Source organism: Micromonospora mangrovicola (assembly GCF_047200535.1).
GTDB lineage: Bacteria > Actinomycetota > Actinomycetes > Mycobacteriales > Micromonosporaceae > Micromonospora.
Genome location: NZ_JBJZOG010000045.1, coordinates 1 through 21678, shown reverse-complemented (window position 1 = coordinate 21678; position 21678 = coordinate 1). Strand labels below are relative to the sequence as shown.

Here is a 21678-nt window from a genome sequence, read left to right as displayed (position 1 = left end):
CGCGGAAGCCCCTTCACGATGCGAGGCGACCCGGTGACGGCGACAGACGGTGCGGCCCGCGGCTGGCGGGCCCGGTGGGTCGGACGGGAGAACGAGCGGCGACGCGCGGCGTACGACGCGGCGCTGGACACCTGGCGCCGGTGCGACGAGGAGCTACGCCGGCTCTACGCCGAGGCCGAGGAGCCCGTACCCCGGGCCGAGACGGCGGCGGGACTCCCCGTGGACCTCGACGACGACGAGATCGTGCTGTCCGTGCAGCCCGCCGCGGAACTCGTCGAGGTGACGGCCCGGCACACCGCGGATCTGCCCACCGTGGAGTTGACCGTCGTGCCCGTCGCGGGCACCCGGCCCTCGCCCCGGCCCCCGAAGGGCGTCGAGGTGGTTGACGCCGGCACGGCCGTGGTGACCGACCGGCGGCTGATCCTCGCCGGGCGCCACGGGTGCCAGGAATGGCCGTACCGGACGGTCGCCGGGCTGGCGCACCATCCCGGCGAGCCGTTCACCCTGCTTCATCCGCAGGGCCCGGGCCGGATCCGGGGCGTCCGGGTGCCCCGGGTCGCCGCGTCCGACTTCCGGCTACGGATCACCGTCGCGTACGCCGAGGCGACCGGAGCGCGCGCGGCACTGCTGGACCGGCTCGACGACGCGATCGTGGCGCACTGGCACGACCGGCCACCGATCCCGGCACCGGCCACCCCCGCCGACGCCCCGGCGACCGCCCGGCTCGTCCGGCCGGCGTTGATCGCCGCCGTAGCGGTGGCGCTGGCCCTCGCGGCGGTCGCGAGTGTGGTCCACGGCTCCGTACCGGCCCGGCCGGTGGTCGGGATGGAGGTGGACCGGGGCACCGGGGTGACGCCGGCCGACCCGACCCTGCCGTCCCCGTCCACCGGCCTCGGCGCGCCGGCCGGCTCCACCGAGCCCCGCACCGCCGGCACGACGCCGTACCGGCCGCCGGACGGGGCATCGGCGCCCGCCCCGTCTGCCACCGCCGCCGCGACGCCGACGCCCACGGCCGGCCGGACCCCGGTCCATCCCCCGTCCCCGCCCGGCGGGCCGCCCAGTTCTTCGCCGACCCCGTCCACCTCGCCGAGCCCCACGGCGGCGGACCTCTGCGGCGCGCCGCCCAACCCGTACGGCTACAACTACTGCGGCGGCTCTCTCGTCTACGACCCCGCCCCGGACGTGTGCGACTGGTTCTCCTGCACCGCGAACCTCTGGGACGGCAGGGGATACCTGGTCCAGTGCGAGGACGACCTGGTCAGCCGGACCGGCCTGCCGGGCGGGCCGTGCGCCGGCCACGGCGGCACCCGCCGCCCGGTCTACGTCGCCTGACCGGTCCCCGGTCGGCAGCCGTGCCGCCGCCACCCGGGTTCGTCCCGGGGCGCCGACCCTGGCCCGGCCCGGTGCCGCGGGCCCGGGCTACCGGTGCTGATCGAGGTGGTCCTGGATCTGCCGGGCGAACCCCTCGGCGGTGGCGAGTTGCTCCCGCAGCGCCCGGACGCGGTCCCGGGCGGCGGTGTGGAACGTGGTGAGCCGCGCGAGCAGTGCGGCGCGCTCGTCGCCCCGGGCACCGGTGAGCTCGTCGAGGATCTGCAGCAGATCGCGCATCTCCTCGAGGGTGAAGCCGAGTGGCTTCATCCGCTTGATCACGCGCAGCCGGTCGAGGTCGGGTCCGGTGTAGAGCCGGAACCCGCCCTCGCTGCGCGCCGACGGGACGACCAGCCCGGCGTCCTCGTAGTGGCGGATCGTGCGGATGCTGAGCCCGACGCGCTCGGCCGCCTCGCCGATCTGCACGTGCCCGCCGGTCGCCGCACCGTCCCGGGCCGGCATCAGTGGCCGACCTTGAGCTTGCCCGCCAGGTTGTCGTGGAACTGCGCGCTGGCCTTGTTGAGCCCGACGATGTCGACCTGCTTGCCCCGGGAGGCGTACTTGGTGGTGATGGCGTCCAGGGCGGCGACCGAGGAGGCGTCCCAGATGTGCGCCGAGGTCATGTCGATGACCACCCGGGCGGGGTCGCCGGCGTAGTCGAACTGGTAGACGAGGTCGTTGCTCGAGGCGAAGAAGAGTTCGCCGTGCACGTGGTAGATGCGGCTGCTGCCGTCGGGGTCGAGCACGCTGGTCACCTCGGCGAAGTGGGCGACCCGGCGGGCGAAGACCACCATGGCCGCCAGCACGCCGAGCACGACGCCGATGGCCAGGTTGTGGGTGGACAGGGTGCCGGCGACGGTGACCAGCATGACGGTGATCTCGCCGACCGGCATCCGCTTCAGGGTGGCCGGGGCGACGCTGTGCCAGTCGAACGTGCCCACCGACACGATGATCATCACGGCGACCAGGGCGGCCATCGGGATCATGCCGACGACGTCGCCGAGCGCGACGACCAGGATCAGCAGGAACACGCCGGCGAGGAAGGTGGACAGCCGGGTCCGCGCGCCGGAGGTCTTCACGTTGATCATCGTCTGGCCGATCATGGCGCAGCCGCCCATGCCGCCGAAGAAGCCGGTGACGATGTTCGCCACGCCCTGGCCCCAGGACTCGCGGGTCTTGTCGGAGTGGGTGTCGGTGATGTCGTCGACCAGCTTGGCGGTCATCAGCGACTCCATCAGCCCGACGAGGGCGATGGCCAGCGCGTACGGGGCGACGAGCGTGAGCGTGCCGAGGGTGAACGGCACGTCCGGCAGCCCGGGCACGGGCAGGCTGTCCGGCAGGGTTCCCTCGTCGCCGACCGTCGGCACGGTCAGGTGCGCGACGACCGTGAACGCGGTGAGCAGGATGATGGCGACCAGCGGCGCCGGCACGGCCGTGGTCAGCCTCGGCAGGAACACGATGACGGCGAGCGCGACCGCGACCAGCGGATAGACCAGCCAGGGCACGCCGATCAGGTGCGGCAGCTGGGCCGTGAAGATCAGGATGGCCAGGGCGTTGACGAAGCCCACCATGACGCTGCGGGGGATGAAGCGCATCAGCTTGGCCACCCCCAGCAGGGCCAGCACGACCTGGAACACCCCGCCCAGGATCACCGCAGCGACCAGGTGACCCAGGCCGTGCTCCTTGGCGAGCGGCGCCACCACCAGGGCGACCGCGCCGGTGGCCGCCGAGATCATCGCCGGCCGGCCGCCCGTGAAGGCGATGGTGACCGCCATCGTGAAGGAGGCGAACAGCCCGACCTTCGGGTCGACGCCGGCCAGGATCGAGAACGAGATCGCCTCGGGGATCAGCGCCAGCGCCACGACCAGGCCGGCCAGGACCTCGGTGCGCAGCACGCGCGGCGAGGACAGCCACTCGGGACGGGACAACCGGGGCGAGCGAACCGCTGGCATACCACTCATTTCTGCTCGAAATCGCCAGCGCGGGCGCGCACCGGCAGGACCGCGTGCGCGGTGCTCAAGGGCTACGGGTTGCCGGGTGGGAGCCGGCGGCGGGCGTCCTCGCCCGCGAAACCACCGAGGGGCAGGGACGCCGCACCCCGGTGGCGCGCCCAACCCTACTCTCCCGTGCGGGGAGAGTTGGCCCGCGGAGCACGTGTCGATCATCACCGGCGGCCGGTCGATAACCACTCGCCGCGCACCGCCGGCGGGGCTATCGTCCGCGCGTGTCCCGCATCGTGACCCTCGTCCTGGTCGACCCCGCCGGCACGCCGCTGGGCGCCCTGCCTTCGTACGAGGTGCCGGAGCCCTGGTGGCAGCAGGTCGGCGCGATCGTCGACGGGGCCCGCCACCGGCACGGCGCCGACGTGGCCGTGCTGCGGCTGCTCACCGCCGACCGCCCCGAACCACCCGGAGGCCGGCTCACCTACCTGGCCGAGGTGGCCGCGCCCCCGGCCGTACCCCTGGCGCCGGTCCCGGTGGACCTCGCGCCGCACCCGCTGCGCGCCCCCTGGGCAGAGCCCGGCGGCCCGGCCCGCAGCCTCGCCTGGGCCACCGCCGAGCTGGACCGGCGCGGCCGCCCGGTCACCGCCGTCACCCAGCACCGCACCTGGAACCTGTCCGCGATCTGGCGGCTCGACGGCCCCGACGGCAGCGCCTGGCTCAAACAGGTGCCCGGATTCTTCCGGCACGAGGCCGCCGTGCTGCGCTGGCTCGCCACCGCCGCGCCCGACCTCGTGCCGACGCTGATCGCCGCCGACGACACCGGCCGGGTCCTGATCGAACACGTGGCCGGCGAGGACCGCTACGCGGCCGACCCGGCGGAGCGGTCCGCCATCGCCGCCGCCCACCACGCCGTCCAGCTGCGCGCGACCGGCGACACCGGACGGCTGGTCGCGGCCGGCGTACCCGATCTGCGCGGACCGGCCCTCGCGCGGTGGATCCGCGACCGGCTGGCCCCGCACGACACCTCGGTGGTGGCCGACCTGCTCGCCGGCCTCGACGACCGGCTCGACCGGGTCCGCGACTGCGGCCTGCCGGACACCCTCGTCCACGGCGACCTGCACCCCGGCAACGTCCGCGGGGACGGCCGGCGGGCGACGTTCATCGACTGGGGCGACGCGTTCGTCGGGCACCCCGCCTTCGACGTCCTGCGCCTCACCGAGACCATCGACGAGCCCACCGCCGGGGTGCTGCTCGACGCCTGGGCCGCCCGCTGGCGGGCCGACGCGCCCGGCAGCGACCCGCGCCGGGCGGTCGACCTGCTCCGCCCGGTCGCTGCACTGCGGATGGCCGCCGTGTACGCGATGTTCCTCGCCGGCATCGAGCCCAGCGAGCACCCGTACCACCTGGGCGACGTGCCTGCCTGCCTCAAGCAGGCCGCCGCCCTGGCCTGACCGTCACACCTTCCGCACCGGGATCCACAGCTGCGCGTCGGCGGTCCGGCCGTCCGGCGACACCCGCACCTGCGAGATCTCCGGCCCGGGCCGGCTCTCGTACGGGCTGGACGGGAACCACTGGGTGAACACGTCCCGCCACAACTGCTGCAGCGACTGCGGGAACGCGCCCGAGCTGCGGAACACCGCCCAGTCGCCCGCCTCCACCGGCCGGCTGTCCAGGCCGTCCGGGACGTCCGCGCCGGTCACCACCCCGTGCCAGTAGTCCAGTTCGGTGCCCTCCGCCCGGGAGCCGGCCAGGTCGTCGCTCACGTTGACCAGCCCCCGCGGCTCCTGGTCCGACAGCGCCTCGATCCGGCGTACGGTCTCCGGCTCCAGGCCCTTGATGAACGCCACGATGTGCGGGTTCATCCCCTCGTGCACCAGCGGCACCCGCGCCCTCCGCCCGGCCAGGCGGAACGCCTCCTTCGGCACGATCCGGTACTCCATGCTGCCGCTCCCTTCGACGACGAGTCGGAAGGACATCCGGGGCTGGGCGCGCAGCGCCGCCCCCGTACGCCGGGCCTCCTGCGGGCCGACGCCGTGCACGGCGCGGAACGCCCGGGCGAACGCCTCGTTCGACCCGTACCCCCAGCGAACCGCGACCGCCAGCAGCGACGCCTCCCCGGACAGCACCTCCGCGCCCGCCACGGTGAGCCGGCGGCGGCGCACGTACTCCGACAGCGGCATCCCGGCCAGGGCCGAGAAGAGCCGCCGGAAGTGGTGCTCCGACACGCAGGCGATCCGGGCCAGCCCGGCCACGTCGAGCGGCTGGTCGAGGTGGCGTTCGAGGTGGTCCATGGCCTGGTTGAGCCGCTCCAGCACCCGATGCTCCTTCCGGTTGACGCCTTCGACGCTAGGCAGCGGCCGGCCGCCGCACCCGACCGCCGCGAGCCGGATCCGGTCGGGTCCCGGCGGACTCACCTGCTGCGCCGGCGCGGCTTCACGCACCGGGCCGCAAACCCGTGTTATAAGTATTAACCGAGGAGGGCGGATAATGCTTATATCGGCGGCGGCTTGGGCGGCTCTGGTCGATGCCGGAGTCGTGGTGACCCCGCTCGACGCCGACCACGCCGAGCTGCGTGCCGGGCCTCACCGCGGCGTGCTGAGAGTGGTCCACTCGCCGGCGGCGCTGAATCCCAGCGACGTCGGCAAGCTGGCAAGTCGGCACCGTGAGCCGCTCCTGCTTGTCGTGCCGGCAGCCTCGCCCGCCGTCCGGACAGCGGTCGACGCCGCCGGCTGGTCCTGCCTGATCGACGACGGGCAACAGGTCACGGGCACCCTACGGCTGGCCGGCCACCAGGTCCGCATCGGACGGCAGGGCGGTGACATCCCGTCCCGCCGCACCTCGCCCGGTCGCGTGCCGTGGGGCACGTTCACTCTGGTGCGACGGCTGGTGGAGCGGCCATGGGCCGGGCAGCAGCAGTTGGCCGACGCCACCGGTCTCTCCCAGCCCCGCGTATCGCAGGCGCTCGCCGCGTTGACCGAACAGGGCCTCGTGCGCCGCGCCGCAACCGGCTGGGACGTCACGGACGTCGACGCTGTCTTCGAATGGTGGTTGCGCTCGTACCCGGGACCGCGTGGCCTGCGGACCCTCTGGTACGGCCTGGACCCGCCGGTGCAGCAGGCACAGTCGGTCGTCGGCCTGCTGAGTCACGTCGGCCAGGAAAGGATCGCGATATCCGGCGACGTGGCAGCCGACCTCATCGCCCCGTGGCGAAACCCGCACCGCGCAGTTGTCTATGCCCAGACCGGCGTCGACCCGACGGCGGCCGGCCTCACCCCCGCCGGCGAGGGCGACGCGACAGTGGAACTGATTGTGCCCAGAGATCCCGGTGTCTGGCCGGGCCCGACCGCCGAGAAGTCGCCCGGGAGCCTCCCGTTGGCTGACCCCCTGCAGATCCTCTGGGACGTCGCACGGGCACCCGGGCCGGACTCCGACGAGGCGGTGCGTCACCTGCGGCGGGTGTTGCGCGACCGGCGGCAACGATCGACCGGAGGGCAGGCGGCATGACCGAGCCGACCCGGAGTTCCACCCCGCCCAACGTCCTGGCACTGACGTCGACAAGCCGTGCCGCGGATGCGGGATTCCTGGCCCTGGCGGACCTGTCGATGATCGCCGAAGAGTTGGAGTTGGATCATCGGATCGTCGGTGGCCACATGGTCACCCTGCTCACCGCAGCGCACGACGTCGCCATCCAGGTGCCGATGCGGGAGACCCTTGACGCTGATTTCGCCGCACTGCCTGCTGCCATCGCGGATCCGCGGCTGCCTCGCGCCCTGGCCGAGCGCGGCTATCAACCTGCGGATGCGGCCAACCGCTTCGTCCGCCGCCATCGGGACGAACACGGCCCGCTGAACCTCGTCGTCGACATCCTGGCCCCATCCTTCGAGAACAAGCTGGTGCCGAACCAGCGCCATGGGGATCTGGTGGTGGACGAGGTTCCCGGACTGGTTCTCGCGCTGCACCGCCCGGCGACCATGGTGCACCTGCGGGCGCAGTTGACAAGTACCGATCAGCTCGCACTGCAGGTCAGGCTGCCCGACGTCATCTCCGCGCTGTGCGTCAAGGCGCTGGCGTACCGGGGCCGTTTCGCCACCAAGGACGCGGTCGACCTGTGGCGTCTGCTCAACGCCGCCCACGCCGCGGGGCTGACATCGCAGAGTTGGCCGATCAGTGCCACCGGCCGGGACGCTGCCCACATACTGCACCGCTTCTTCGGCGCTCCCGGCGCTACGGGACTCGCGCAGGTGTCAGCCTTAGCCGCCGACCGGACACGCATGCAGGCTCTGGTGGGCCGGATCGTCGCCCGACCTGCCTGACGCCGCTACGGCCGGATGAGGGTGTCAGCGGTCGGAAGCCACCGGTGAAGGTCCTACTGCTCCCGCCACCTGAACTCGGTCAGCAGCCGTGGCACGTCGTGGGCCAGCCGCAGCGCGGCGAGGCCCGTCTCCGGCCGTACCATCGCGCCCGCCGGGACCCACGCCTCCTGCCCGCACAGCACGATCTCCACGAGCGTGGTGTCCGCCGACTCCTCGAGCCAGTGCCAGGTGCGGTCGTGCAACAGCGACACGGTGCTGAACCCGTCGTGCGCCGACACGATCATCACGTCCTCGCCGCCAGCGCCGTAGCTGAACACCGGCTCCCGGCCGGGGGAGTACAGGCCGGGCAACTCGTCGCGCGGGACGACCCGGGCCGCCGCGTACGGCAGATAGGTCTCCATCTCGTACGGCACGCGCCGAATCCTAGGGTCGCGCGACAATCGGCGCCGCTGGCGCGGGTGTCGCATCATGGCGTCGTGATCAACCTGAGGCGTGAGCGGCGCCGCAAGAAGGATCGGGACTGGTGCGACTGCGACGCCCCCGACTGCGACTTCTGCGACTGTGACGGCCCGGACTGCTGCGACTTCGGGCTGTTCTCGTTCCTGCTCACCCTCGGCTCGGCGACCGCCGCGGTGACCCGCGTCCCGCTGGCGGACCGCGCCGGCCGGGCCGCCATCCTCGGCTACCGGCGCTGGCTGTCGCACCGCTGGCCCGGGCGGTGTCGCTACACCCCGACCTGCAGCGCGTACGGCCTCGCCGCGGTGGAGAAGTACGGCCTCGCGGTGGGCGGGCGGCTGGCCGCCGACCGGGTGCGCCGGTGCAGGCCGCACGTGCCGCGCGGCACGCACGACCCGCTGCGCTGAACCGCCGACCGAGCCGACCCGGGCGGCCGGGGTGTGACGACAACCACAGCAACCCCGGCCGTGGCACCTCGTTGGGCCGGTGAGCGACAGGGCGTTGGACAGCCCGACGCGACGGGGGAGCGAGTGGTATGTCAGACCACAACGGACAGTGGGACCCGCGGGAGCACCGGCCGGCGGAGCCGGGCCCGGACGAGGTGTACGAGGCCGCGCGATTCGACTTCGAGCTGCGGCAGACCATCCGCGAGCTGCGGCGTCGCCCCGGCCCGCTCGCGCGCCGACGGCCCGTTCGCCGCTGACCGCGGCTCCGGCCCACGACTGGCCGTCCGTTCCTGGCGCGGCCGCCGTGTCCTGTGGCCGCCTGGCGGGTTGTACCGGGTGCACGAACGATCCTCATGAAGGGCGGGCCCCGGGGTGACCCATGTGGACAGAGCCGGTAGGGGTTGGCGGGCGCGCTGGGCCAGGCGGGAGAACGCACGGCGGCGACGCGCCCACGAGGATGCCGTCGAGGCGTGGTGCCTGCACGGCGTACGCCTGCGACGGCTGCGGGCGGCCGCCGAGGAGCGGCCCGAGATCCACGCGGCGGTGCCCCTGGATCTCGCGCTTGGCGAGACGGTGGTCGCCGTCCAGCCGTCGACCGGGCTGGTCACCGTGCCCCGGCACGCCGACCTGCCGCCGCCCGAACTCTCCGCGATCCCCCTCATGGTCCCGGAGCGCGCGCCGGCCCTGCCGGACGGCACCCGGGTGACCGACGCCGGCACCGCCGTGCTCACCGACCGCCGGATTGTCCTGGTCGGTCGGAATAGCGCTCGACAGTGGAGCTACGCGGAGCTGAGCGGTCTCACCCACCACCCGGGCCTGCCGTTGACCCTGCTGCACGGGCCCACCGGCGCACTGGTGGCCGGTCTCCGCGTGCCCCGCGGCGCCGCGCCGCACTTCCGGCTCCGGCTGACCCTGGCGTACGCCGACGCCACCGGGCAGCGGGCGGCCGTCCTCGCCCGGCTCGACGGGGCCGTGGCCGCCAACCGCCGGACGCCACCTCCGGCGCCGGTGCTGGTCAGCGGTGCCCATGCGCCCGGGTACGCCCGCCTCACCCGCCCCGCGGTGACCGCCGCCGCGGCCGCGGTGCTGGTCGCCGTGGCCGCGCTCGCCGCGACGACCGGCCCGGACCGAACCCGCCGCCCGCCCACCGCCCTGCCCACCGGCGGCCGCGTCACCGTCGGGCCCACCGACGACGCCGGGATCGGACCGGCACCCAGCGGCGAGCCGACGGGCGAGCCCGTGGTCCCGGGCCGGCCCGCCCCGACCTCCGAAGCGTCTGGCGGGGTCGGCGGTGGCCGGATGCTGCCGCCGCGACACCGGGCGCCGCACCCGGTAAACCCGAACCCGGGTCGGGGGCCGCAGACCGGGCCGCCGTCGCGGCCGGCCCCTGCCCCGAGCCCTGCCGTGCCGAGCCGGACGCCCCGGCCGTCCCCCTCCGCAACGGTCCCCCCATCCCCATCCCCATCCCCGACCGCGAAGCCGGTGGACCGGTGCGGTGCACCGGAGAACCCGCTCGGCTACACCTACTGCGCAGGTGCGCTGGTCCACGAGCCGGCTGCGGACGTGTGCCACTGGTTCACCTGTGTGGACGACTTCTGGGCCGGCCACGGTTACCTGATGCGGTGCGCGGACGGCGCCGTCGGCATGGTTGGCGGGCGGTACGGCACCTGCCCCGAACGATCCGGCCGGAAGCAACCGGTCTACGTGTCCAGGGTCCGCGGCCTCCCGGCCAGGGCCGGTGCGCTTCTCGTTCCCGCCGCCGACGACCTGCTCTGACCGGGCTCGGCCACGCCGCTGTGACCAGGACTTCCTCCGTCCCGTCGCACCGGGTGCTCGGCACCGCCGGGGTCAGCGCACCGCGACCGGGGCGCCGAACACGACCTGGACGCCGGGGGAGTGGAGCACGCTCACCGGCGGCCCGGCCATCGGCGGGAGCCCGGCGGCGGTGACCAGGTCGTCGTCCAGGTGCAGCAGCTCCGCCCGGTGCAGCGGCCACTGTGGATGCCAGTTCGGCAGGTGCAGGGTGCGCCCGTACGCCCGGGTGTGCAGGCCCCAGCGGGCGGTGAGGAAGTGGTCGAGCGGGGTCGGGTCGGCGATCGGCGCGCCGACCCGGACCTCGATCCGGCTCGTCGCGCCCGCCGGGCCGGGCCAGCGACGCCGGCAGCGGTAGGTGAGGCGGTCGCCGTCGCGGTCCAGCCGCATCGCCGACCACTTGTACGGCAGCCGCAGGCTCAGCTGCGCCACCAGCACCGGCACCAGCCGCGACGCGTCGAGCGAGCGGAACACCACCGCCCGCCGGCCGGTGCCGTCGACCGAGTACAGCCGGACGTTGGTCTCCCAGAACGTGCCGAAGTACGGCACCCCCGGCCCTCGCCCGAGGCCCAGCCCGACCATCCGGAAGCCGATCAGGCCGACGTAGCTGACCCCGTCGAGGGTGTCGGGGCGGGTGCCGGCGGGCAGCAGCGGCGCGACCAGGTCCGGCGCGACCGCCCAGTGCAGGAAGGTCAGGTCCCGCCAGCGTTGCCCCAGCGTCGCCCAGGAAAACGCCCGTACGGGCGCGGCGTCGACCGGCTCGATGTCCACGCCTCCATGGTGCTCCGGCGCCCGGTCACCCGGTATCGGCGTTCCAGCTTCGGGGCAGGACGGCGATCCGGACACGTCGCCCAGGGGTCAGCGGGTGACGACGACCTTGCCGCCGGCGTGTCCGGCCCGGAGGTAGCGGATCGCCTCGGGTGCCTGATCGAGCGGGAACGTGCGGTCGACCACGGGGCGGACCTGCCCGGCCTCGATGTGCTCGGTCAGCGTCGCGAGGGCCGCGCTGCCGACCTTCGCGATCAGGGGCACGAGCCGCTGGCCGACGACCGGGGAGAGGGCCAGCGCCCGCAACTGCCGGTCGAAGCCCTGCAGCCACCTGCCGTCGCGGGCCTCCCCGCCGACCAGCACGAGCGTCCCCTTCGGCGTGAGGATCCGGCGCAGCCGAGCCAGCGGCCGGTTGCCCGCGGTGTCGACGACCACGTCGTACCGCTGGTCGGGCAGGTCGTGGCGGGTGTAGTCGACCACGTCGTGCGCGCCGAGCGCGCGGACCAGGTCGAGCTTGGTCGGGCCGCAGAGCCCGGTGACGTGTGCGCCGGCGGCCCGGGCGAGCTGCACGGCGTAGCAGCCGACGCCGCCGCCCGCGCCGATGACGAGGACGCGCTGGCCGGGGCGTACCCGGGCGGCGTCGCGGACGGCGGTGAGCGCGGTCTGCCCGGACACCGGCACGGCCGCGGCTTCGGCGAAGCTGAGGCCGGCGGGCTTCGGGGCGAGCCGCCCGGTGGGCGCGAGCGCGTACTCGGCGAAGCTGCCGGTGCCGCTGCCGAACACCTCGTCGCCGGGGGAGAACCCGGTGACGCCGGCCCCGACGGCCGTGACCACGCCGGCCAGGTCCAGGCCGGGGACGCGGTGGCGGGGGCGGCGCAGCCCGTAGCCGAGGCGGATCACGTAGGGCAGGCCGGTCATCAGGTGCCAGACGCCCGGGTCGACGCCGGCCGCGCGGACCTCGACGAGCACCTGGCCGGCGCCGGGGACGGGGACGGGGATGTCGGTCAGGCGCAGCATGTCGGCCGGGCCGTACCGGTCCTGGACGATCGCTTTCACGAGTCCTCCTGCGGGTAGTGGAACACGTCGGTGAGGGGCACGCCGAAGACCGCGGCGATCTGGAAGGCCATCTCCAGCGACGGCGAGTAGCGGCCCTGCTCGATGGCGATGACGGTCTGCCGGGTGACGCCGACCCGGCGGGCCAGGTCGGCCTGGGTCATCTCGTCGTGGGCGAAGCGCAGCGCCCGGATGGAGTTGGTGATGCGGGTCGGCTTCACCACGACTGGAAGCCCCGCCGGTAGGCGACGATCTTCGCGGCCGAGCCGACCACCGCCGACAGCACGAAACACAGGTAGATGACGTTGGCGATCCAGAACTGGTCCCAGTCGGCGAGGGCCATCGCCAGGGCGGACACCCCGCCGACGACCACGAAGGACTGGCCGATGTGGTCGCCGGCGCGGTGGATCTCCCGGTCCCGCTGATCCTTCTCGTTGGCGCCCTCGGGCGAGACGATCGAGACGGCGATGTGCAGCGCGATCGACGCGACGATCGCGCCGGCCACCGTCGCCAGCAGCGGAACCGCGTACGGCACGTCCGCGATCGGGTCACCGCCCGCGCGGCCGAGCACGATGCTCGCGTAGGTGGCGTAGCCGGCGATCGCGACCAGCCCCATGATCCAGGCGCGCTTCTCCTCGAAGGCCACCGCACCCCTCCCGAAGTAAAGAATTCTTGACACCATTGAGTGTCAAGCATGGGCGACACCGTGTCAAGAATTCTTTACGTGCTTGAGGAGGTCCGACCCGGCTGCTCTGATGAGGCCATGCAGCAGACCGATGCGCGGCGCACCGTCGAGACGGTGTGGCGGATGGAGGCCGGCCGGGTCGTCGCCGGCATCGCGGGCATCGTCCGCGACGTCGGCCAGGCCGAGGAACTCGCCCAGGACGCCCTCGTCGCCGCCCTCGAACAGTGGCCGCGCGACGGCGTACCGGCCAATCCGGGGGCGTGGCTGGTCACCGTCGGCAAGCGCCGGGCCGTCGACGTGCTCCGCCGCCGGCAGACCCAGCAGCGTACGCTCGCCGAACTCGGCCGCGACCTCGACGAGCAGCACAACCCCGACTTCGACGCCGCCGTCGAGGAGCACATCGAGGACGACCTGCTGCGGCTGATCTTCACCGCCTGCCATCCGATCCTGTCGCCGATCGCCCGGGCCGCACTGACCCTGCGGCTGCTCGGCGGCCTCACCACCGGCGAGATCGCCCGCGCCTTCCTCACCTCCGAAACCACCGTCGGGCAGCGGATCACCCGCGCCAAGCAGACCCTCGCCACCGCCGGGATCCCGTACGAGGTGCCCGGCCCGGCCGAACGCGCCGAACGCCTCGACTCGGTCCTCGAGGTCGTCTACCTGATCTTCAACGAGGGCTACTCGGCCACCGCCGGCGACGACTGGATGCGCCCCACCCTGTGCCAGGAGGCGCTGCGCCTGGCCCGGCTGCTGCAGGGGCTGATGCCCGGCGAAGCCGAGGTGCACGGCCTCGCCGCCCTGCTGGAGATCCAGGCGTCGCGCACCCGCGCCCGCACCGGCCCCGACGGGGCACCCGTCCTCCTCAACGACCAGGACCGCAGCCGCTGGGACCAGCTGCTCATCCGGCGCGGCCTGGCCGCCCTCGACCGGGCCCGCACCGAGCACCCCGGCCCGTACGCCCTGCAGGCCGAGATCGCGGCCTGCCACGCCCGGGCGCGTACCCCCGCCGAGACCGACTGGGCGCGGATCGCCGACCTGTACGCGGACCTCGCGCGGCTCGTGCCGTCACCCGTTGTCGAGCTGAACCGGGCGGTTGCCGTCGCCCAGGCCCACGGTCCCGCCGCCGGCCTGGAACTCGCCCGCGAGCTGGCGTCGGAGCCCGCCCTGGAGCACTACCACCTGCTGCCCAGTGTCCTGGGCGACCTGCTGTTCAAGCTCGGCCGGCTGCCCGAGGCGAGGGCCGAGTTCGAGCGGGCGGCGTCGCTCACCGGCAACGCGCGGGAGCGGGCGCTGCTCCTCGCCCGGGCCTCCGAGTGCGGCTAAAAAAATCTTGAGCACCCGTGTCGGATCCGGGTCGGCCCGATCGACGCGTCAGCGAAGGCAACGATGACGAGGAGATCGAGATGACCAGTACGACGCTCAGCCGGGCCGGGACGACACGGGGCGTCCCGACCGCCACCCTGCTCGCCGCCGGGGCCGCCGCCGGGCCGCTGTTCCTCGGGCTGGGCCTCATCCAGGCGTTCACCCGCGACGGCTTCGACCTCAGCCGGCAGCCGCTCAGCCTGCTCGCCCTCGGCGACCACGGCTGGATCCAGATCGGCAACTTCGTCCTGTCCGGGCTGCTGGCCCTCGCCGGGGCCGCCGGCTTCCGGCGGGCGCTGCGCGGCGCCCCGGGCGGCACGTGGGGGCCGGCGCTGGTGGCGGTCCTCGGCGTCGGCCTGATCGTCGCCGGGGTGCTCCGCGCCGACCCGAGCATGGGCTGGCCGGCCGGCGCCCCGGAGGGCAGTCCCGAGACGATGAGCTGGCACTCCTACGGCCACGGCGTCGGGGCGATGCTCTCCTTCGGCTCGCTCACCATCGCCTGCCTGGTGTTCGCCCGCCGCTACCTGCGCCGCGGCGCCCGCGGCTGGGCCCTGTACTCGGTGCTCAGCGCGCTGGCGACGGTCGTCGTCATGGCCTGGCCCGACCAGGACAGCATCAGCGTCCGGATGGCCGTCGGCTCGTTCTTCGTTTTCGCCTGGCTCACCGCCGTTTCCCTGCACACCGTCAACGAGAGGAACCACTGAGATGCGCTGGATGCTGATGCACAAGCTGGACGAGGCCGTCCCCGGCAACTTCGAGCCGAGCCCGGAGTTCCTGAAGCGGATGGGCGCCTACATGGAGGAGGTCGCCAGGGCCGGCATCCTGCTCGCCGCCGAGGGGCTGTGCAAGAGCAGCGAGGAGTCGGCGCGGATCACCGCCACCAAGGGGAAGCGGACCGTCACCGACGGGCCGTTCACCGAGACCAAGGAGCTCATCGCCGGGTTCGGCCTGATCGAGGTGCGGTCGAAGGAGGAGGCGGTCCAGTGGGCCCAGCGGTTCGTGGACGTCTTCACCGAGAGCGGCATCGACGTGGAGGTCGACGTGCGGCGGGTCAGTGAGGGCCCGCACGAGGGCTGAGCCGCACGGTCGGGGAGCCGGTCACCCGGCCGGCTCCCCGCGGCCATGCCGGTCAGCGCCAGCGCGGCTCGGGCCCGTGGTCGTCCGGCGGCGCGTCGATCGCCGTCTGCTGCACGGGCAGGAGCAGGTCCGGCTTCCGCTGCGGCTGCGCGGGTTCCGACGCGGGCTCCGCCGCCCGGATCCGCAGGTCGGTGATCGAGCCACCGTTGAGGAACACCACGCTCCCGTCGTCGTTGGCCACGACGTTGGTGACCGACTCCGGGGCGTCGCCGGGCCTGCGGGTGAGCAGCCGCTGCACCACCCGGATCATCGGCAGGAGATGCGGGGCGAGGGCCACGATCGCCGCCAGGTGCACGGTGAGCATGAGCAGGTCGGTGAAGTAGCCGAACGGCGCCGTCCGCACCAGGGCGCCGGCCAGGTAGTAGATCACCAGGATCAGCAGGAACGGCGTGACGTGCTCCTCGTCCGCCCGGGCCACCTCGACGCCCCGGCGCTGGAACGCCACGTCCCCCTCGTCGTTGTGCGACCGGGGCCGCCAGTCCCGGAAGTCGCCGCCCGCCGTGACGAAGTTGTACGTCACCGACTCGCCCCGCTCCAGGTGGGCGATCCGGTAGCGGCGTTCGGCGCGCGGCTCGTGGGACTCGCCGACCAGGGTGACGCCGAGCTCGGGTTCGGGCGCGGGCGCGAGATACGCCTCCAGCAACCGGGCGCCCGCCGGGAAGGTGAACCGCAGGTCGTGGTGCTTGACCACCCGGTTGCCGGTGTTCGTGACCCGGCATCGCACGTGGGTCAGGTCCTCCACCGGCTGCCCGTGGTAGAGGATCTTCACGTGGGACCGGATGTCCGGCTGCACCTCGATCAGCGCCCGCTCGACCTCGACGTCCCAGGAGAGCCGCCGCATCGGCTCCCGGCGCGCCTTGAGCCGTTCGACCAGGTACGCGCCGAGCACGCCGATGATGGCGCCGATCACGGTCAGCGCGAGGTTCCCGGTCAGGCTGTCGGGGGCCGGCGTCGGCAACGCGAAGATCACAGGCTGTCCCTCGCTCGACTGCTGAGGACGCCACGATAGCCAACGAGTGGCCGCAGGTTAACCCACCGTGCTGCGCGATCTTCCACCGCAATGGACGGTCGGGCCACCCCGTCCGGTCGCCGGTGTCCTGCCCGGACGGCCCGTCGCCGGCGGTACACCCGGGTCGCCGGAAACCGGCCCGGCCGTGGCCTCCGGGCCGGTAGCGTCGGCGGCGTGCGGCTCATGGTGCTCGGCGGGTGCGGGGTGTGGCCCGAGGCGGGCCAGGCGTGCAGCGGCTACCTCGTGGAGCACGACGGCTTCCGGCTGGTTCTCGACCTCGGCTACGCCACCCTGCCGAGGCTGCTGCAGTACATCACCGCCGACCAGGTCGACGCCGTGTTCATCAGCCACGGGCACCCCGACCACTGCGCCGACCTGAACCCGCTGCTGCGGGCGCGGATGTTGCGCGACGACCCGCCGCCGTCGCTGCCGGTGTACGCGCTGCCCGGCGCGCTGGACGCGGTGCTGGCGCTGGACCGCCCCGGGATGCTGGACGCCGGGTACGTGCCGCACGAGTTCACCGCCGGCGACCACTTCGACATCGGCCCGTTCCGCGCGCAGACCCGCCTGCTGCCGCACTACCTGCTGAACGCCGGGGTGCGGCTGGCCGCGGGCGGCCGGGTGCTCGCGTACACCGGGGACACCGGGCCGACCCCCGACGTGGTGGAGCTGGCCCGCGACGCCGACCTGCTGGTGGCCGAGGCCACCTACGTGACGCGGGTGCCGGAGGATTCGCAGGTCCACCAGTCCAGCGCGCGCCAGGCGGGCCGGCAGGCCGCGGCGGCCGGCGTCGGACGCCTGCTGCTGACCCACCTGCAGCCCGGCACGGACCACGCGGCGGCCCGCGCCGCCGCCGCCGACGGGTACGGCGGTGAGGTCGGCGTCGCCACCGCCGGCCTGGTCATCGACCTCGGGTAGCCGCAGCGGGTCTGGTCACAGGCCAGCCCGATGGCCCGTCATCCGGGCATGAGACGCATGGTGGGAGTCGTGGCCGCGCTGCTCGGCGTGGCGTCGCTGGTGGTCGGCGTTTGGGCGCTGACCCGGCCGCACTCGTTCAGCTCGGCGGTCGGGTTCCCGCCGCACGAGCACTTCGTGCACGACGTGGGAGCCTTCCAGCTCGGCATCGGGGCGACCCTGTTGCTGGCCCTGATCTGGGCCGACGCGCTGACGGTGGCGCTCGCCGGCTACCTGGTCGGCGGGGCGGCGCACACGGTTTCGCATCTGATCGACGCCGACCTGGGCGGCAGCGCGGCGCAGACCTGGCTGGTGCTGCTGTCCGCCGCGCTGGCCCTGGTCGCGCTGGTGGCCCGGATGCGGCAGCTCGGCTGGGTGGTCGGGTACGTCGACCCCGCCCCGGCGCCCGGATGGGCGGCGCTGGTGCGGCAGAAGACCGTGGTGCTGACCACCTTCAAGCGGGACGGGACAGCCGTGCCGACGGCGGTGAGCGTCGCGGTGGCGGGGGAGCGGGCGTACGTGCGCAGCTTCGAGAAGGCCTGGAAGACCCGGCGGATCCGCAACAACCCGCGGGTGACCGTGGCCCCGTCGACGGCGCTGGGGAATCCGACCGGGCCGGCGGTGGAGGCGGTGGCACGGCGGTTGAGCGGGGCCGGGTACCGGGCGGCCGGCCGCGCGCTCCGGCGCAAGCAGCCGCTGCTGCACGGGGTGCTCGTGCCGGTGATGCACCGGCTCGGCCGGGCCCGGACCGGGCGCACCGTCCACTTCGAGCTGACTCCGGTGGCGGCGGCCGGACAGCCCACCGCCGCGGCCGACGTCGGGAGCATGATCCGGAACTGATCTACACCCGAGATATATACGCGAGGTATACGCTCAGGGTATGGTGCACCCATGAGTGTTCCCATGACCCTCCTCGGGCTGCTCGAACGCGAACCCAGCCACGGCTACGACCTGAAGCGCGACTACGACACCTTCTTCAGCCGGGGCAGGTCGCTGCCGTTCGGCCAGGTCTACGCGACCCTCGGCCGGCTCGTCCGGGACGGCAAGATCGTCGTCGGTGAGGTCGAGCCGGGCGTCGGCCCCGAGCGCAAGCGCTACGTCATCACCGACCGGGGCGCGACCGACTTCGAGTCGTGGCTGACCGAGCCGGTGGAGGCCGAACCCAACCTGCAGACGGTGCTGTTCACCAAGGTCGTGCTGGCGCTCATGCTCGACCGCCCCGCCGAGGAGTACCTCGACACGCAGCGCGCCACCCACCTGCGGCGGATGAAGGAACTCACCGACCTCAAACGCAACGGCAACCTGGTCGACGCCATGCTGGCCGACCACGGCCTGTTCCACCTCGACGCCGACCTGCACTGGATCGACACCACCGCCGCCCGGCTCGACGCGCTGCGCAAGGTGGTGAAGGGATGACGGCGATCGAGGCCCGCGACGTGCACCTGTCCTTCGGCGAGACGCCCGCGCTGCGCGGCGCCAGCGTCGCGGTGGCCCCGGGCGAGATCGTCGCCATCATGGGCCCGAGCGGCTCCGGCAAGACCACCCTGCTGCACTGCCTGGCCGGGATCCTGGTGCCCGACGCCGGCGAGATCCACTTCGACGGCCGCCGGGTCGACACCCTCAGCGAGACCCAGCGCAGCATCCTGCGCCGCGACCGGTTCGGGTTCGTGTTCCAGTTCGGCCAGCTGGTGCCGGAGCTGACCGCGGAGGAGAACGTCGCGCTGCCGCTGCTGCTCAGCGGCGTCAAGCGGGCCGCCGCGCTCGCCCAGGCGCGGCCCTGGTTCGAGCGGCTCGGCCTGACCGGGCTGCAACGGCGCCGCTCCGGCGAACTCTCCGGCGGGCAGGCGCAGCGCGTCGCGCTGGCCCGCGGCCTGGTCGCCCGCCCCGGGGCGCTGTTCGCCGACGAGCCCACCGGCGCGCTCGACTCGCTCACCGGCGAGCAGGTCATGGACCTGCTCGTCTCCTCCGCCCGCGAGGAGGGCACCACCGTCGTGCTGGTCACCCACGAGGCCCGCGTCGCCGCGTACGCCGACCGGCAGGTCATCGTCCGCGACGGCAAGGTGAACGCGCTGGTGGCCGCATGATCCGGTTCGCGACCCGGCTGGCCCTGGCCGGCGGGCGGGAAGCCGCCGCCCGGCTCGTCATCATCGCCGCCGCGGTGGCCGTCGGCGTCGGCATGCTGCTGGCCACCCTCGCCGGCATGAACGCCGTCGACGCGCAGAACCAGCGTTACGGCTGGCTCAACACCGCCGTCGCCCCCGCCGCCACCGACCCGTCCGCCGACCCGCTGTGGTGGCTGATCCGCAAGGACTACTACCACGGCGAGTCGATCGGCCGGGTCGAGGTCGCGGCGGCCGGCCCGGACGCGCCCGTCCCGCCGGGCATCCCGCACCTGCCCGCGCCGGGCGAGTACTACGTCTCACCCGCCCTCGACAGGCTGCTGCGCGCCACCCCGGCCGCGGAACTCGGCGACCGCTTCCCCGGCCACGAGGTCGGCACCATCGGCAGCGCGGCGCTGCCCTCACCGGACCTGCTGCTGATCGTCATCGGCCGCACCCCGGCCGACCTGGAGCACCTCGGGGCGCGCAAGGTCACCCAGATCATGACCACCTCCCCGAGCGACTGCAGCCGCGGCTGCTATGTCGGGATCAACCACGACGGCCTGACCCTCGTGCTGTCCGTCGTCGCGGCCGCGCTGCTCTTCCCGGTGCTCATCTTCATCGGCACCGCCACCCGGCTCGCCGCGACCCGCCGGGAGCAGCGCTTCGCCGCGATGCGGCTGATCGGCGCCACGCCATGGCAGATCTCCGTCGTCTCCGCCGTGGAGTCGACCCTTGCCGCTGTCACGGGCACCGCCGCCGGGTTCGGCCTGTTCCTCGCCGCCCGGCCCGGACTCGCCGGCATCCCGTTCACCGGCGAGCGCTTCTTCCCCGCCGACCTGTCGCTCACCCCCGTCGACGTCCTGGCCGTCGCGCTCGGCATCCCGCTCGGCGCCGTCGTGGCGTCCTGGCTGGCGCTGCGCCGGGTGCAGATCTCCCCGCTGGGCGTGACCCGGCGGGTCACCCCGAAACCGCCGCGCGCGTGGCGGCTGATCCCGCTGCTCGCCGGGCTCGCCGAGCTGGCGTACTTCATCGGCCGGCGTCCCCCCACCACCAACGGCCAGCTCACCGCGTACCTTTCCGGGTTTCTGCTGATCCTCACCGGGCTGCTGGTGGCCGGCCCGTGGCTGACCATGCTCGGCGCCCGCCTGCTGGCCGGGCGGGCGAGCCGGCCCGCCACCCTCATCGCCGGGCGCCGCCTCGCGGACAACCCCAAGGCGGCCTTCCGGGCGGTCAGCGGCCTGATCGTGGCCCTCTTCGTGACCAGCGTGGCGACCGGCATCATCACCACCTACGTCGCCAACCGGGGCGAGCCGCGCACCGACTCGGTGGCCGCCACGTCCCTGTCGACGTGGTTCCCGCCCCAGGACGGTCCCGCGCCGACCGCCGACCAGATCCCCGCACTGGCGACCATTCCCGGGGTTCGCAGCGTGACCCTGGTCCGCGCCAATCCGGTCGACGAACCACCCCCGATCGAGGTCCGGCAGAATCCGACGGACGCGTCACCCGCTCGGTGGTGGTGGCCCGGCATCGTCACGTGCGCCGAGCTGGACCGCCTGGCGGTGTTCGGCACCTGCCCCGCCGGCGCGCAGGTCGCCGCCGTGGCCGACGACCTCATCGGCGACCGCGCGTGGGACCTGACCAGGGACAACTACGTCTGGCCCGCCGCCGACACCTCCCCTGAGCAGGTCGACCGGCAGCCGATCCGGTCGGTGGTCGTCAACACCACCAGCCGCGCCGCCTTCGAGCAGGCCCGGACCATGCTGATCAACGCGTTCCCGGCGGGGCGGTTCCCGAGCAGCATCGGCGAGTGGGAGTCGGACTCCGCGCGGCAGATGACGCAGTTCCAGCAGCTGGCCAACGTGGTCATGCTGGCCAGCCTGCCCATCGCCGGCTGCAGCCTCGCGGTGAGCGTGGCCGGCGGGCTCAGCGACCGCAAGCGCCCGTTCAGCATGCTGCGGCTCGCCGGGGCGCGGCTGCGCACCCTGCGCCGGGTGGTCGCGCTGGAGACCGTCGTGCCGCTGCTGACCGTCTCGGCCGTGGCCATCGGGATGGGATTCCTCGCCGCGCACCTGTTCCTGCGGGCGCAGCTGCACTACACGCTGCTCCGGCCGGACCTGTCGTACTTCCTGCTGGTCGCCGGTGGGCTGGCGGTGTCGCTGGGCATCGTCGCGTCGACGCTGCCGCTGCTGCGCCGGATCACCGGCCCGGAGGTCGCCCGCAACGAGTGAGCCCGGTCGGCGGCGGGGGGGGGGGGGGGGGGGGGGGACCCC

24 protein-coding genes are annotated in these 21678 nt (G+C 73.9%); 15 read left to right on the top strand and 9 right to left on the bottom strand.

The genetic code is table 11. The annotated features are described in order from the left end of the window. The first annotated feature begins 33 nt into the window (after window positions 1–33). Complete coding sequence (locus ACL02O_RS19000) at window positions 34–1332, top strand: hypothetical protein (RefSeq protein WP_412819433.1); 1299 nt, start codon at window positions 34–36, stop codon at window positions 1330–1332. Window positions 1333–1419: 87 nt separating this feature from the next. On the opposite strand, the gene ACL02O_RS18995 is transcribed toward ACL02O_RS19000, so the two are convergent. Together ACL02O_RS18995 and ACL02O_RS18990 are read right to left on the bottom strand one after the other, a co-directional pair. After that, complete coding sequence (locus tag ACL02O_RS18995) at window positions 1420–1830, bottom strand: MerR family transcriptional regulator (RefSeq protein WP_412819432.1); 411 nt, start codon at window positions 1828–1830, stop codon at window positions 1420–1422. Further along, window positions 1830–3329: a SulP family inorganic anion transporter gene (locus ACL02O_RS18990; protein ID WP_412819431.1), complete on the bottom strand. Its 1500-nt coding sequence runs from the start codon at window positions 3327–3329 to the stop codon at window positions 1830–1832. The genes ACL02O_RS18995 and ACL02O_RS18990 overlap by 1 nt, the downstream gene beginning before the upstream one ends. Window positions 3330–3592: 263 nt before the next feature. Between ACL02O_RS18990 and ACL02O_RS18985 the strand changes: the two genes are divergently transcribed. After that, complete coding sequence (locus ACL02O_RS18985) at window positions 3593–4762, top strand: phosphotransferase family protein (protein ID WP_412819430.1); 1170 nt, start codon at window positions 3593–3595, stop codon at window positions 4760–4762. Window positions 4763–4765: 3 nt separating this feature from the next. Here ACL02O_RS18985 and ACL02O_RS18980 read toward each other — a convergent pair whose 3' ends face one another. Beyond that, window positions 4766–5626, bottom strand: coding sequence for a helix-turn-helix domain-containing protein (locus ACL02O_RS18980; protein ID WP_412819429.1), 861 nt, complete (start codon window positions 5624–5626; stop codon window positions 4766–4768). A gap of 223 nt (window positions 5627–5849) precedes the next feature. Here ACL02O_RS18980 and ACL02O_RS18975 point away from each other — a divergent pair, with 223 nt between their 5' ends. Then, window positions 5850–6815, top strand: coding sequence for an ArsR/SmtB family transcription factor (locus ACL02O_RS18975; protein ID WP_412819428.1), 966 nt, complete (start codon window positions 5850–5852; stop codon window positions 6813–6815). After that, a complete protein-coding gene (locus ACL02O_RS18970; protein ID WP_412819427.1) occupies window positions 6812–7624 on the top strand; it encodes a hypothetical protein in 813 nt (270 codons plus the stop codon). Before ACL02O_RS18975 ends, ACL02O_RS18970 begins: the two co-directional genes overlap by 4 nt. 53 nt (window positions 7625–7677) lie before the next feature. Here the strand turns inward: ACL02O_RS18970 and ACL02O_RS18965 are convergent, their stop codons facing one another. Then, window positions 7678–8037, bottom strand: a complete 360-nt coding sequence (locus tag ACL02O_RS18965) for a hypothetical protein (RefSeq protein ID WP_412819426.1) — start codon at window positions 8035–8037, stop codon at window positions 7678–7680. A 63-nt stretch (window positions 8038–8100) separates the two neighbouring features. On the opposite strand from ACL02O_RS18965, the gene yidD reads away from it, so the two are divergent. The 3 genes from yidD to ACL02O_RS18950 all read left to right on the top strand — a co-directional run bounded on the left by yidD (window position 8101) and on the right by ACL02O_RS18950 (window position 10302). After that, window positions 8101–8487: a membrane protein insertion efficiency factor YidD gene (gene yidD, locus ACL02O_RS18960; protein ID WP_412819425.1), complete on the top strand. Its 387-nt coding sequence runs from the start codon at window positions 8101–8103 to the stop codon at window positions 8485–8487. Window positions 8488–8615: 128 nt separating this feature from the next. Then, on the top strand, window positions 8616–8783 hold the full coding sequence (locus ACL02O_RS18955) for a hypothetical protein (RefSeq protein ID WP_412819424.1): 168 nt from the start codon (window positions 8616–8618) through the stop codon (window positions 8781–8783). A gap of 124 nt (window positions 8784–8907) precedes the next feature. Beyond that, window positions 8908–10302: a hypothetical protein gene (locus tag ACL02O_RS18950; protein WP_412819423.1), complete on the top strand. Its 1395-nt coding sequence runs from the start codon at window positions 8908–8910 to the stop codon at window positions 10300–10302. 72 nt (window positions 10303–10374) lie between these two features. Here the strand turns inward: ACL02O_RS18950 and ACL02O_RS18945 are convergent, their stop codons facing one another. The 4 genes from ACL02O_RS18945 to ACL02O_RS18930 form a co-directional block, all read right to left on the bottom strand. Next, window positions 10375–11109, bottom strand: coding sequence for a YqjF family protein (locus ACL02O_RS18945; RefSeq protein ID WP_412819422.1), 735 nt, complete (start codon window positions 11107–11109; stop codon window positions 10375–10377). Between the two features lie 87 nt (window positions 11110–11196). Next, window positions 11197–12162 carry an NAD(P)-dependent alcohol dehydrogenase gene (locus tag ACL02O_RS18940; protein WP_412819421.1) on the bottom strand — a complete coding sequence of 322 codons (966 nt, stop codon included), beginning with the start codon at window positions 12160–12162 and terminating at the stop codon, window positions 11197–11199. Continuing rightward, the gene (locus tag ACL02O_RS18935; protein WP_412819420.1) at window positions 12159–12383 is read right to left on the bottom strand and encodes a helix-turn-helix transcriptional regulator; all 225 of its coding nucleotides are present in this window, start codon (window positions 12381–12383) and stop codon (window positions 12159–12161) included. Before ACL02O_RS18935 ends, ACL02O_RS18940 begins: the two co-directional genes overlap by 4 nt. Then, on the bottom strand, window positions 12377–12805 hold the full coding sequence (locus ACL02O_RS18930; RefSeq protein ID WP_412819419.1) for a hypothetical protein: 429 nt from the start codon (window positions 12803–12805) through the stop codon (window positions 12377–12379). Before ACL02O_RS18930 ends, ACL02O_RS18935 begins: the two co-directional genes overlap by 7 nt. Before the next feature lie 117 nt (window positions 12806–12922). On the opposite strand from ACL02O_RS18930, the gene ACL02O_RS18925 reads away from it, so the two are divergent. The 3 genes from ACL02O_RS18925 (at window position 12923) to ACL02O_RS18915 (ending at window position 15283) form a co-directional block, all read left to right on the top strand. Continuing rightward, on the top strand, window positions 12923–14167 hold the full coding sequence (locus ACL02O_RS18925; RefSeq protein WP_412819418.1) for an RNA polymerase sigma factor: 1245 nt from the start codon (window positions 12923–12925) through the stop codon (window positions 14165–14167). 80 nt (window positions 14168–14247) lie between these two features. Further along, a complete protein-coding gene (locus ACL02O_RS18920; RefSeq protein ID WP_412819417.1) occupies window positions 14248–14910 on the top strand; it encodes a DUF998 domain-containing protein in 663 nt (220 codons plus the stop codon). Window positions 14911–14920: 10 nt separating this feature from the next. Continuing rightward, window positions 14921–15283, top strand: a complete 363-nt coding sequence (locus ACL02O_RS18915) for a YciI family protein (RefSeq protein ID WP_412819416.1) — start codon at window positions 14921–14923, stop codon at window positions 15281–15283. 52 nt (window positions 15284–15335) lie between these two features. Here ACL02O_RS18915 and ACL02O_RS18910 read toward each other — a convergent pair whose 3' ends face one another. Then, on the bottom strand, window positions 15336–16313 hold the full coding sequence (locus ACL02O_RS18910) for a hypothetical protein (RefSeq protein WP_412819415.1): 978 nt from the start codon (window positions 16311–16313) through the stop codon (window positions 15336–15338). A 222-nt stretch (window positions 16314–16535) separates the two neighbouring features. Between ACL02O_RS18910 and ACL02O_RS18905 the strand changes: the two genes are divergently transcribed. Genes ACL02O_RS18905 through ACL02O_RS18885 form a run of 5 tightly spaced genes read left to right on the top strand, consistent with a single transcriptional unit; the run spans window position 16536 to window position 21636 of the window. After that, on the top strand, window positions 16536–17270 hold the full coding sequence (locus ACL02O_RS18905) for an MBL fold metallo-hydrolase (protein ID WP_412819464.1): 735 nt from the start codon (window positions 16536–16538) through the stop codon (window positions 17268–17270). A 48-nt stretch (window positions 17271–17318) separates the two neighbouring features. Beyond that, window positions 17319–18146 carry a PPOX class F420-dependent oxidoreductase gene (locus ACL02O_RS18900; RefSeq protein WP_412819414.1) on the top strand — a complete coding sequence of 276 codons (828 nt, stop codon included), beginning with the start codon at window positions 17319–17321 and terminating at the stop codon, window positions 18144–18146. A gap of 51 nt (window positions 18147–18197) precedes the next feature. Beyond that, on the top strand, window positions 18198–18722 hold the full coding sequence (locus tag ACL02O_RS18895) for a PadR family transcriptional regulator (protein WP_412819413.1): 525 nt from the start codon (window positions 18198–18200) through the stop codon (window positions 18720–18722). Then, on the top strand, window positions 18719–19390 hold the full coding sequence (locus ACL02O_RS18890; protein ID WP_412819412.1) for an ABC transporter ATP-binding protein: 672 nt from the start codon (window positions 18719–18721) through the stop codon (window positions 19388–19390). Before ACL02O_RS18895 ends, ACL02O_RS18890 begins: the two co-directional genes overlap by 4 nt. Beyond that, the gene (locus tag ACL02O_RS18885) at window positions 19387–21636 is read left to right on the top strand and encodes an FtsX-like permease family protein (protein WP_412819411.1); all 2250 of its coding nucleotides are present in this window, start codon (window positions 19387–19389) and stop codon (window positions 21634–21636) included. Before ACL02O_RS18890 ends, ACL02O_RS18885 begins: the two co-directional genes overlap by 4 nt. Window positions 21637–21678: the final 42 nt, after the last annotated feature.